General features: G+C 42.0%; 10 protein-coding genes. 2 read left to right on the forward strand and 8 right to left on the reverse strand.

The annotated features are described in order from the left end of the window. Positions 1-2: 2 nt before the first annotated feature. Positions 3-1,289 carry a homoserine dehydrogenase gene (locus HMPREF2832_RS07770; RefSeq protein WP_070506236.1) on the reverse strand — a complete coding sequence of 429 codons (1,287 nt, stop codon included), beginning with the start codon at positions 1,287-1,289 and terminating at the stop codon, positions 3-5. Positions 1,290-1,464: 175 nt separating this feature from the next. Here HMPREF2832_RS07770 and HMPREF2832_RS07775 point away from each other — a divergent pair, with 175 nt between their 5' ends. After that, the gene (locus tag HMPREF2832_RS07775; RefSeq protein ID WP_070506972.1) at positions 1,465-2,343 is read left to right on the forward strand and encodes a polysaccharide deacetylase family protein; all 879 of its coding nucleotides are present in this window, start codon (positions 1,465-1,467) and stop codon (positions 2,341-2,343) included. 126 nt (positions 2,344-2,469) lie between these two features. Here the strand turns inward: HMPREF2832_RS07775 and HMPREF2832_RS07780 are convergent, their stop codons facing one another. The 4 genes from HMPREF2832_RS07780 to HMPREF2832_RS07795 all read right to left on the reverse strand — a co-directional run bounded on the left by HMPREF2832_RS07780 (position 2,470) and on the right by HMPREF2832_RS07795 (position 6,182). Beyond that, positions 2,470-3,123 (reverse strand): CPBP family intramembrane glutamic endopeptidase, encoded by a 654-nt coding sequence (locus tag HMPREF2832_RS07780; RefSeq protein WP_229101014.1) that lies wholly within the window; start codon positions 3,121-3,123, stop codon positions 2,470-2,472. A 251-nt stretch (positions 3,124-3,374) separates the two neighbouring features. Next, complete coding sequence (locus tag HMPREF2832_RS07785; protein ID WP_070506241.1) at positions 3,375-4,367, reverse strand: hypothetical protein; 993 nt, start codon at positions 4,365-4,367, stop codon at positions 3,375-3,377. A 168-nt stretch (positions 4,368-4,535) separates the two neighbouring features. Beyond that, positions 4,536-5,498, reverse strand: coding sequence for a hypothetical protein (locus HMPREF2832_RS07790; protein ID WP_070506246.1), 963 nt, complete (start codon positions 5,496-5,498; stop codon positions 4,536-4,538). A 114-nt stretch (positions 5,499-5,612) separates the two neighbouring features. Further along, the gene (locus tag HMPREF2832_RS07795; RefSeq protein WP_003010925.1) at positions 5,613-6,182 is read right to left on the reverse strand and encodes a TetR/AcrR family transcriptional regulator; all 570 of its coding nucleotides are present in this window, start codon (positions 6,180-6,182) and stop codon (positions 5,613-5,615) included. 129 nt (positions 6,183-6,311) lie between these two features. On the opposite strand from HMPREF2832_RS07795, the gene HMPREF2832_RS07800 reads away from it, so the two are divergent. Beyond that, positions 6,312-7,154, forward strand: coding sequence for a DegV family protein (locus HMPREF2832_RS07800; protein ID WP_049472566.1), 843 nt, complete (start codon positions 6,312-6,314; stop codon positions 7,152-7,154). A gap of 194 nt (positions 7,155-7,348) precedes the next feature. Here HMPREF2832_RS07800 and HMPREF2832_RS07805 read toward each other — a convergent pair whose 3' ends face one another. Genes HMPREF2832_RS07805 through HMPREF2832_RS07815 form a run of 3 tightly spaced genes read right to left on the reverse strand, consistent with a single transcriptional unit; the run spans position 7,349 to position 11,399 of the window. Further along, positions 7,349-8,995, reverse strand: a complete 1,647-nt coding sequence (locus HMPREF2832_RS07805; RefSeq protein WP_049472567.1) for a hypothetical protein — start codon at positions 8,993-8,995, stop codon at positions 7,349-7,351. Beyond that, positions 8,985-9,728, reverse strand: coding sequence for an ABC transporter ATP-binding protein (locus tag HMPREF2832_RS07810; RefSeq protein ID WP_003010968.1), 744 nt, complete (start codon positions 9,726-9,728; stop codon positions 8,985-8,987). Before HMPREF2832_RS07810 ends, HMPREF2832_RS07805 begins: the two co-directional genes overlap by 11 nt. 39 nt (positions 9,729-9,767) lie before the next feature. Then, the gene (locus HMPREF2832_RS07815) at positions 9,768-11,399 is read right to left on the reverse strand and encodes a M20/M25/M40 family metallo-hydrolase (protein ID WP_070506975.1); all 1,632 of its coding nucleotides are present in this window, start codon (positions 11,397-11,399) and stop codon (positions 9,768-9,770) included. Between the last annotated feature and the right edge of the window lie 20 nt (positions 11,400-11,419).

Raw genomic sequence — 11,419 nt, forward strand, 5'->3', positions numbered from 1 at the left:
GCTTATTCTCCCAAGACTTTAAAGGTATTCAAAAGTTCGAAATTCGCCTCTGAATCCAATTTTTCAACCAAGTTCTTGAATTGTGTTTGGTTGACTTGGTGGGTAATGATGACGACACTTGCAAATTGACCATCTGAGTCTTCTTGGAGGATTTGCTTGAAGGAAGCTCCTTCTGCATTAAAGATTTCCGCAAGACGCAAGATTTGACCAGTCGCATCTGGTGCCTTGATTGAGAAATAATAGTTATTTTTCACGTCTTCTGGCTTAGCCAATTGAAGAGGGCGGCTGTATTCATTGAAGGCTTTACCGATCGTTCCTTCTTTTAGACGACGGACAATGCGCACAATATCAGCTACGACACTTGTCGCTGTTGGTTTTTGGCCAGCACCTGGTCCGTAGTACATAGACTCACCAATACCGATGGATTCCACATAGACCGCATTCATAACGTCGTTCACGCCAGCAAGTGGGTGTTGTTTTGGAAGGAAGGTTGGTGTCACTTCTGCTGCAATCCCTGACTCTGTTTCAACAATGGATCCGACAAGCTTGATGACATATCCAAGGCTTTGAGCGACTGAGACATCTTGAGGAGTGATCTGGCTGATCCCTTTGTGACCCACTTGATCAAATTGGATGTTCATCCCAAAGGCAAATTGGCTCAAGATCACCATCTTGTAGGCAGCATCGATCCCTTCGACGTCATTGGTTGGATCACTTTCAGCGTAACCTAAGCGTTGCGCTTCTGCTAAAGCATCTTCATAAGTCCAGCCTTCTTCGACCATTTTGGTCATCATGAAGTTAGATGTTCCATTGACCACACCAAGAACCTTGGTCACCTTGTCAGAAGCAAGGGAATTGACCAAGGTCCGAAGGATTGGGATCCCACCAGCTACGGCAGCTTCATAATAAAGGGCCACTTTGTGTTTTTGAGCAATCTCTAGCAACTCGCTTCCATGAACGGCAAGAAGGTCTTTGTTAGCAGAAACCACATGCTTACCAGCTTCAAGAGCACGGGTGATAAAGGTCTTAGCTGGCTCGATACGACCCATCAATTCAACCACGATGGCAATGTCCTTGTCTTCAATGATCTCATCGACATTGGTCACAAAGTTGTAGTCATGACCAGCAGCTTGTAATTTTTCCTTCTCAGCATCATCTCGAACCAAGACCTTGGCGATCTCGATTTCATCTTGAGCTGCCTGGGTGATTTTTTCATGGTTTTCTTTTAATAAAAATGGTACGCCACTTGCAACAGTACCAAATCCTAGTAAGGCAATCTTAACAGACATCCTATTGACTCCTTGAATTTTATATAGTAGCTCCATTATAACAAAAACTTGAGCGTTTGACAGCCAATTGCCTTAAAAATTCTGAATTTTCATGACAAGATCTGCCTGTAGCAAGTTCTGGAAAAGAACATAGAATTTGTGGTACAATAAAGAAAATAATGAAAGCGGTGACACTATGAGTAAACGAAGAGTACCTAAAAAAATCAAAGTCCTACTTGGAATCAATGCACTCCTCTTGGTCTGTATCTTTATTTGTAGCTTTCTTCTAATCAAGCGGATCACTCAGCCGAGTGATGGAAATACCAGCGGCACTGCCATGACGCGCTCGCTAGATGAACACAGTTCCTCTATCGAGTGGACCCGAGTGAAAAAACCGGTCAAACTGCCCATCCTCATGTACCACTCCGTGCACAATATGGCCGAGTCTGAAGCTGCCAATGCCAATCTGATTGTCGATCCAGAAACCTTTGAAAGCCAACTAAAGGCCCTGAAAAATGCGGGTTACTACACATTGACGCCAGAGGAAGCCTATCGCATCCTCGCTAAAAATGAAGTCCCCAAAGGAAAGAAATATGTCTGGCTGACCTTTGATGATGGTGTCGAGGATTTCTATACCATCGTCTATCCGCTTCTTAAGAAATACAAGATGACCGCCACTAACAATATCATCACGGACTTTACCCAAAAGGAAAAAGAAAATGTCCTGACCTTTGACCAAATCAAAGAGATGAAAAAAGCTGGCTTGACCTTTGAAAGCCATACGGTCAATCATCCAGACCTAGCCAATTCCAGTCTTGAGACCCAAAAGAATGAGCTGGTCGCTTCTAAACGCCTGCTGGATAAGGTGCTGGATCAAAATACTAGCGTTATCGTCTACCCATCTGGTCGCTACAGCCAGGTCACGATCGACCAAGCCAAGAAAGCTGACTACAAACTTGGCCTCACCACTAAAAATGGACTAGCCAGCTCCGCTGATGGACTCTATTCCCTCAAACGAGTCCGGATCCTTCCAACCACTACAGGAGAGGACCTCCTAGCCATGATCCAAGAATAAAGAAAGCCCCCTGTCTGAGATCATCGTTTTCAGACAGGGGCTTTTTGTTAGAGTTCCTTATAAAAAATTTTTTAATCGTTGATTCATAAACTGTAATAGGATTCAAAAATTCTTAAAAGAGCTTCATTATTGATTCGCTATAGCCTTCGACTTTCTTTTATAAATGCTCAAAACAATTGCAAATGACAACAACTGCCAAAGAATAATTCTCACTATCTGCAAGCTATCTGATTCAGAATTTGAGACAACATGAACCAGATTTGAAGCAAGATTGTTGAAAAGATGATCTCCTAGTCCTAGCCACAAGGAACCTGTCATTTTGTAAAGTAAAGACCATTTGATACTCATCATTCCCGCTAGGATAACATAGCCAATTCCCATAACAATAAGATTTAAGAGTGACGATTCTTCTTGAAGATAATCTCTTAAGGGCATTGCCAAATGCCATATTCCAAATAGGAAGGCTATAAAGAATAGACTCTTGCGGTAAGAAATCCCTTCAAGAATTTTTGTGAAAAGGCCACGAAAAACTCCTTCTTCCATCCACACGTTTATCAGGTTAAATAAGACACTTAACAAGATAAACAAAATACCTGCTTGTGTTCCTTTTTCATCAGTTAAAGAGAAACCACTCGCATAAAATGATAAGTGAACATTGCCATGAAGAAACAAGAGAACAATACACTCAACTGTATATGCAAAGATGGAGCATACTAAGCCAAAAAGCAGGCCATTTCCTATACCTCTTACAATTCCATTAGGTGTAAAACCAATATCCATCCATCTTAATTTGCTAATTGAAAGAATTCCCCACAAAAAAAGTATTCCAAAAATCTTGTGTAGAAAATTCTCCGATAAAAAAGTTTCATCTGTCCTCATATAGAAGTATTCGAATAGCCTTGCTACTGAACAGATAACAAATATAATTGAACAACTTAAAATAGGGCTTTTCAATAGTCTATTTAGCATATCTTCCTTTCAAATGAGTCTTTTATAAAAATTAATTTCAATATTTTACTCAGTCCAATTATCTATTTTCCAGATTTCGAGAGAACGAATGACCCTATTTTTTTGACGACGGCTATTACAACTAAGACCATCGCATACAATAAAAACGGAGGAATTAACAGTAAAGCGATTTTCCAGCCTTTGAAAAAAGCGAGTCCTTTTGTGGATTTAGTTGATTTAGCTGGTTTGACTTCTACCAGCTTCATTCGCAATAATTTCAAAGTGACTTCTTCTTGTCTTGCATCAAGCGAAACACTCTTTTCTCCTGAGTTTTCACTATCTAGATAGGCCTGAGCCATTCGGACCAGATACAATCTCTCATCTTCTTTCGCAATGGTACGAAATAGCTCCATTGCCTTATTTCTATTCCCTTTGAGATATTCATTGACTGCCTTCAGATACATAGATTCCAATTGAGAGAACTTGTTGTTTGTCACTTCCTTTAGAACAGCATCATTGGGCTCTTTTTTGACCAGTAGATCATAGCGAGCTCTGTATGCCATCTTGAGTGGTTCATAATCTGCTAAATAGTCAGAGAGCAATTCCTCGAACTCATCTTCCTTCAAATCAGGTCTAGAAAATAAGTTTGCATTCAATAGAATTTCGTTTAATTTTACTTGTTCAACATCTGTAAACTTTTGATTCTTTTTGAGTTCGTCTACAACTGCTTCAATGGATCCAAAGTCACCAATCCTATAGAAATAGAAAATAGTGGTAATCTGTACACGCGCTTTAATAGTTTTGATACTCTTTCCTTTTTGGTTCAGAATATAGCTTGCCATCAAGTCAAGATTGATATCCTCGTAGATAAGACTATTCAACTTTTTGACTAAAAGAGTATCTTTAATGATAACTAGAATCAGCTCCATCAGTAAGTAAATCATAAAACAAATGGTCGCGATCCTTTTACTTTGGGTCACTTGCACGATATATAAAAACGGTAAGGCTAGAATGACCAATAGGACTATCACTGGAATATTATAGCGTCTTCTTAGTTCTTTATAATCTTTAACCATAAATCTCCTTCGTTATTATTAATTATTAGATATGATGAGTCTCCTATCAACCTCATTTGATTTTGCTTTGATAAGAACTTTGACTTACAATCGTCCAAATCAGCAACAAAGTTACTAGTACTAGTGTTACTAGAACACTTTTTCTTTTCAAATTGTTTCTAACCCTTTCTAGTCTGGATGATTAGAAGACCAAGCCTGCAATTCATCGTAGGATTTTATTTGTGTTTTCTCACCAGTATTTGGATCCGTCGCATAGACCTCTAACACATCCTGCCCCTTTGGTGCAAACCAATGAAGAACTCTATCAAACCACTCTTTGGTTGAGTACTGTTTAGGTCTCATATATAAACGAGCTAAATTCTTTATATCCTTAGCCATTTCCGGATAGTCTTGTGCAAAATTTGTATTGGAAATATCTATCTTTTCACGATCTTCTTTTGAAAGTAAGGTATCAATATAACCAGCTGTGAATTTCAAATGGTACTTCTCTTTCATAGCTTGTCGAATGTTATTATATACATTCCCCTTTGACAATTCCTGCTCAGCGGCAGAAAAAGTTGATTTTCCATAATCCTCAAAATTTTCAAGATCTTCAATTTTTTGATTCGTAATATCAACTATGATTTTTCTACTATCATTATTTCCAACTTTATACAAAGTTACCGGTATGTAATCCTTGTTATCTGCATAATACTGACTGATATCGTACGCGCCTCGATACTCTTTTTTCCCTAATAATTGATATACTTCCGTCTTTTTACCTGGAAAGCCAGACGCATTCAAATCATAAGAAATAATATTAAAATACTCATCTTTTGCAATTTTAGGTGAACCATTTTTCTCTCTATCAATCATACTTTGATTGATCTCTTTTTGATGGACATCCAAGACCGAAATATAATCTTGACCGAATGCTATCCCACCTATCCCATCTTTTTGAGCAACAAATACAAATTTATTATCATCAAAAAGATGAATTGTAGGTTTCTCAGTTTTCGCATCAATATATTTCTGCTTGGTTTCTTGCTGACTCGTTTTTCCATGCTTTTGAACTTGCTTCAACAAGTAGAAAGATCCTATACTTACTAAAAGGACTAGCAATCCTACTACTTTCTTTTTCACTCGTTTCATTTCAACCTCCACGCTCGTAGTCAACTCCTACCATGATACCGAAATTTTTCGACTGGGGCAACTTCCTCACTAGTTGGAAATAGTTGCAAGAAAAAAACCACCTCTCGGTGGTGATTACTTCTTCTTTTGTGGAAAGAGGGGGAGCCCTAGGGTCGCGATCTTCTCAGCGGGGATCTTCATGCCATCCTTAATCCATTTGGAGATGACAGAGACAATGGCTGAGCTCCAGAAGGAATTGAGGTAGCTACCAGCGCCATTCGAGGAGCTGCCATTTCGTTTTTCTAAAAAGTCATAGACTGCCTTGGTCAAGAGCCGTTCGAAATTGTAATCAATGGCTAGACTAATTATCTTGGCTTCCTTCTTGACTTCCTTAAAGAGGTAGACCCAGACTTGGTAGAGGTCTGTCTTAAGGTTATAGCCATCTAAAGACTTGGTAATCTTTGCGATACTAGATTGAAAGATGGACTCTAGAATCTCTTCCTTGGAGTCATAATTTCGGTAAAAGGCCGCGCGAGAGACACCGGCACGCTGAACCAGCTCAGAGATAGTGATCTTTTTTAGATCTTTTTTCTCCAGCAATTGCAGGAGAGAGATTTCGATGGATTCTCGTGTAATCGCATTGTTTTCTCGGTTAAATCGTTTGAGATTTTCCAAGGATTTCTCGGATATTTTTCTTTCTGCCATAACATTTACTTTCTATCTGTCTCACCTGATGATATCTGCTTGGATAGCATTGTACTTCATGATATAATTGTAAAAGAAGACATACTACTTGTCAATGTACATTTTTATACAATTATGAGGTATGAACTGATGAAATGGAAAATTATTGCGGATTCAGGCTGTGACTACCGCTCTTTGGACAATCTGGCACCGGATACGGAGTTTGTCAGTGTCCCATTGACCATCCAAGTGGGAGAGACTATCTACACAGATGACGCCCAACTCAATATAGATCAGATGATGGAGAAGATGTATGCGACTACGACAGCTTCTAAGTCTGCCTGTCCGAGTCCTGATGACTACATGAAGTCTTTTGAAGGGGCTGAAAATATTGTCGTTGTGACCATCACTGGAACCCTTTCAGGTAGCTACAATAGTGCTGAGGTGGCCAAGAAGATTTATCTAGAAGAGCATCCGAATACCAATATCCACGTCATTAATAGCTTGTCAGCTGGGGGTGAGGTGGACCTGATCGTTCGCAAGCTCAATCAGTTGGTCGCTGAAGGCCTCGATTTTGATCAAGTGGTCGATGTGATCACGACCTACCAGTCTAAGACGAAGTTGCTCTTTGTTTTGGCCAAGGTTGATAATCTGGTCAAAAATGGGCGTCTCAGCAAATTGATCGGGACAGTTGTCGGGCTCCTCAATATCCGTATGGTTGGGGAAGCTAGTAAGACGGGTACTCTTGAGCTACTCCAAAAAGCACGGGGCCAAAAGAAAGCGATCAAGGCTGCTTTTGATGAATTAATCAAGGCAGGCTATAATGGTGGACATATCACCATCGCCCACCGCAACAATGAAAAGTTTATCGAGCAATTCTCTGAATTGGTCCGTGAAAAATTTGCCCGTGCAATGATTGAAGTCCTTCCTACTTCTGGACTTTGTAGTTTCTACGCCGAAGAAGGCGGCCTCCTCATGGGCTATGAAATTTAAGTTACCACTAAAAAGAGGCTAGGACAAAAGTCCTAGCCTCTTTATTGTTTTTGGATTGTCGAGCAAGACGCAGTGGTTGAGTGGGCTCTACTACGCTGATTTCATCAGCTTTTACAGCCCTACTCAACTGTGCGGAGGCGGGACAAAGAAATCGAATTCTAATGAATGACCGATTTCTGTCCCACTCTCTCTTTTTATTCTCCGATCTCTTGGTAGAGAGTGCGGATTTTTTTGCGGTAGATGGTATAACTGATCCCAGCTCCGATTAACAGGATGACACTATAAAGGATCACAGCCAGCAGGGTGCTGACGGAATGATAGGTCCAAATGAAGCTGACAATAATCAAGAGAAACATCACAAAGAGAAAGACAATCAAGAGAATAGACTGAAGAACTGCATTCCCACGATGACGGGTCATCAACTCCGTGATATTGGTCCAATTGGTGCTAAAGTTCTGAAAATCTTTGACATAGTCTCGAATACAGATCGGAATGGTGGTTACGATCCAGATCAGCAACATGGCTAGGATAGCCAAGGGATGGACGCCAAAATAGAAACAAACGCCAACTAGAAGAATGACAGGAAGGATGGATTGCACCAGATAGAGCAACCAAAACTTCATGAAAAGATAGCGTTTGAAATCAATAGGGAGCGATCTCAAGTACTCAAAGTTTTCGCGCTCTAGCGAAATACCGATACTGGTCAAGCCTCCAAAACTATTGAAAACACCAATCAAGATGGCAACAAGGGTCAGTGGCACCAGATACTGGGGCGTCAAGTAAGAACTGAGTCCTCCTAAATTTTTTGATGCTCCTGCTGCTCCACTGAGGAGGAAAATATAAGGCAGAATACTCATCATCAAGAGGACTTGCACCATAAGGGTTCCATCGCTCAAGAGTCTGCGATGATACTGAATGACAAATCGTCTAAAGGAGTCTTTCTGACCAACATGGAGCACTTTCACGCGCTCTTTAACAGTTTGGTTGGTCGCAACTGCAAGGGCTGCATCATAGAACTGCGGGATCACAATTTTTCGAACCAGGCCGATCAAGACCAGAAGGACCAGGATCCAGCCCAGAAGGCCAAGGATCGCTTCTCCATCAAAAGGATGGAGGATGAACTGATGAAAGGCCATAAAAGGTGGAAATAGAATGGGAATATCTGCGCCCCCTGTCACTTCTAACCGATGGGTCTGGACTAGATTCAGATAGAGATAAGCTCCTAGACTCAGAAGAGAACCAATTCCGACCATGATGTTGGAGACCAGGGTCGTGTGTTTTTTGAAAAAGAGGGTCTTAGTGATCAGATGGGATAGGATGATCGTCGCTAAAAAGAGAACGCCTAAGAGAATTAAGGCACAAAAGAGGCCTAACAGGATCCCTAACGGATTGAAGCCGCCTGCTTGGACAGGCAGGATCAGAAAATAGCTGACCAAGGGAAGGATAGCCATGAGAAGGGTCAGGATGACCGAGATACTCTTTCCAGCAATGACTTCCGCATCTGAGAAGGCATAGGGCCGGTAAAACTGGAGGTCCTTGCTTTCATAAAAGACATTGTAAAAGCTCATAAATCCTTGGGAAATGGTCATCAAGGAAAAGAGGGCCACCATATTGACAAAGAAGGCTGGTTGGTTCACAAAATCATAGATACTAAAGAGCAAGCCAAATATGACGAAATAGACCAATCCTAAAAAGAGGTAGTTGAGCACCGATTTGCGGGCGACATTGAGTTTGACGTCCGGTTTTTTGGCCTGTTTGGCACGTAATTTTGCGATCTGAGTAGGCTGACTGGCATAGATGATATTAACATTGACCAGTTGCCGGATGATCTTAAGACGCATGATCGCCACCTTCTTCCTTCCGACCCGCTAGACTGAGATAGATACTTTCCAAACTTTGTTCGGGATGTTGACCCTTCAATTCCTCGATCGTCCCATAGAAAATAAGGTTTCCCTTTTTGAGAATGGCGATTTTATCACAGAGTTGTTCGGCCACTTCTAAGACGTGGGTAGAGAAAATAACCGTCTTGCCACGATCCGCATGCTGGCGCATCATTTGTTTTAAATCGTAAGAAGCCTGTGGGTCCAAACCGGTCATTGGTTCGTCCAAGACCCAGATATCTGGATCTGACAAGAGGGCTGCAATAACGAAGACCTTCTGGCGCATCCCGTGTGAAAAGGATTCAATCACTTCATAGCGGTGGCTCTGAAAATCAAAGATCCTAAGAAGCTCCTCTAATCGTTGATCGCAGTCTTTCTGACTCATATCATAAGAGGTCGCAACCAACTCCCAGAATTCATTGGCTGTGAGACGCAAGAAAAGATCTGGCGAATCTGCCACATAACCGATCTTCTTTTTGATTGCCAGTCGATGGCTATAGAGGTCCTGACCATCCACTTCAATGGATCCAGTGGTTGGGGTGATGACACTGACCAGGCTCTTAATCGTCGTTGACTTTCCAGCTCCGTTATGGCCAATCAAGCCGACAATTTGCCCGTCTTCGATGGTCAGATCCAAGTGGTTAAGGGCAATATGCCCATCGTAATCTTTGGTAACTCCGTGAAATGTAATCATGTTAACTCCCTAATGGGTCCTTATTGGGACCGTTTTTTCTTATTCTGTTGATAAGCGATCATCGAAATGGTAGAGCAATTCTAGCAGATAGTTTGGAATAGTCTCCAAGAAGTCTTCTTTGTAGACCCGCTCTCCTCGCTTATGCAATTCTTTACCCCAAGGGCCTAGATTGACCGCTGGAATATGAATTTGGGCAATTTTTTCCAGATCCAGATCATAGACCTGGGCTGGTGTGGCTAGGCTATCTAGGACGACTTGATAAGAAGCCACATCCTTTTCCAAGGCACAATAACTGGTGTCGTTAATCCCCATAAAGTATTCTTCGACTTTTAAGAGGTAACCTCTTGTGTCCAGATACTCGCGGTAATCAGTGATGAGGGACACGATATTGAAATCGGTATTGTCTAAAAAGCGGCAGTTCATGGAAGGATAATATGGGGGCGCAAAACCGATGACCACCATAGGATCCTTATCTCCGAGAAACTCAAGGAGTCGCTGGATTTGCTGAATAGCAAGGCTCTGGTAGCTGATCCCATTACGAAAATCTTGCTCCGCTTTTTTATTAGAAGCTTCTCTAAAGTCTTGGTAGCCCTCTAAGGCTTGGCAACGTTCCTCTAGTTCTTGATAAGTGATGACTCTTGGCCTTGCAATAATATGTTCTTGGCCAGCCTGATCCTGCAAGTGCTCATACTTCTTGTAAAAGGCGTCCAAGGCCTCCTGACTAAGCTCATAGATACGTTGCAAGAGCTCTTGGGGTGTTTTCTTCAAATGCAACACACTGAAATAACCAGCCGCATAAAGCACGGTCGATACATCGTACTGCTCCTTCAAATCTCGGAGATAGGACCAAGAAGGAAGGGGAGACGTTTCTCCCAACGCCTGATCTGCCAGATCGGGATGAAGATCCAGCTGGCTTGCAATGGCTACTAGGAGCGACAAGGCATTAATCCCTTTAAGGGGCTCCTTCATATGAGACAAGACGCCTTGCGCCACAACGACTGGCATGAGTTTGCCGACTGTGCCAATGTGAAGGACCTTTTCTTTTCCTACTTCCGATTCAAAGGGCTCTGAATCCACTGCTAATACATAATTCAGATCAAAATTTTCCTGCAAATCTGTAAGGAGACCCAAGGCTCCACGCATCCCACGTGAATAGGATTCCTCGTCTCCAACAGAGAGATAGAGCAAATTGACCTGACCTTCTGAGGGGTCTGCTGCATAGGCTTCCAGAACCCCCAATTGAAGGGCTAGGGCTGCTTTCATATCACAAGATCCTCTGCCAAATTTCCAATCCCCAGAAGCTAAATCTTCCTGCATATCTGGACGTCTATCCAGTGTTTTCAAGGCTTCTGCTACTTTATCAGAATCGAGTGCGATTTCCGACAAGTTTCCATAGTCTTCTAAATCGACTGTATCATGGTGGTGGAAAAGGATCACTGTTTTTTTCTTGCCCTTATCAACCAAGGCCCAATTGACCGACCGATGCAAGTGATCCTGTGGCACCTGGTAGCGCCCAAAATGGTCCGGATGTTCCTTGAAATAAGGGATCTGGGCAATCCGTTGATCCAGGTAGGCTTCGATCCCTTGCTCGGTCTCAGTGTTGGTAAAGCTCGGGATTGCCAAGGCTTCAGTAAAAATCGTTTCGATGCTCTCTCTATTGGTGGTTTTCACTTTCAAACCAATCCTCCTTT

The sequence above is a fragment of the Streptococcus sp. HMSC073D05 genome (assembly GCF_001812015.1).
Lineage (GTDB): Bacteria > Bacillota > Bacilli > Lactobacillales > Streptococcaceae > Streptococcus > Streptococcus parasanguinis_D.

What these genes read in the sequence shown, in the direction of transcription:
- HMPREF2832_RS07800 (WP_049472566.1), top strand. Translation starts at nt 6,312, where the DNA reads ATGAAATGGAAAATTATTGCGGATTCAGGCTGTGACTACCGCTCTTTG.
- HMPREF2832_RS07805 (WP_049472567.1), bottom strand. Translation starts at nt 8,995, where the DNA reads ATGCGTCTTAAGATCATCCGGCAACTGGTCAATGTTAATATCATCTAT.
- HMPREF2832_RS07775 (WP_070506972.1), top strand. Translation starts at nt 1,465, where the DNA reads ATGAGTAAACGAAGAGTACCTAAAAAAATCAAAGTCCTACTTGGAATC.
- HMPREF2832_RS07785 (WP_070506241.1), bottom strand. Translation starts at nt 4,367, where the DNA reads ATGGTTAAAGATTATAAAGAACTAAGAAGACGCTATAATATTCCAGTG.
- HMPREF2832_RS07790 (WP_070506246.1), bottom strand. Translation starts at nt 5,498, where the DNA reads ATGAAACGAGTGAAAAAGAAAGTAGTAGGATTGCTAGTCCTTTTAGTA.
- HMPREF2832_RS07795 (WP_003010925.1), bottom strand. Translation starts at nt 6,182, where the DNA reads ATGGCAGAAAGAAAAATATCCGAGAAATCCTTGGAAAATCTCAAACGA.
- HMPREF2832_RS07810 (WP_003010968.1), bottom strand. Translation starts at nt 9,728, where the DNA reads ATGATTACATTTCACGGAGTTACCAAAGATTACGATGGGCATATTGCC.
- HMPREF2832_RS07770 (WP_070506236.1), bottom strand. Translation starts at nt 1,289, where the DNA reads ATGTCTGTTAAGATTGCCTTACTAGGATTTGGTACTGTTGCAAGTGGC.
- HMPREF2832_RS07780 (WP_229101014.1), bottom strand. Translation starts at nt 3,123, where the DNA reads ATGGATATTGGTTTTACACCTAATGGAATTGTAAGAGGTATAGGAAAT.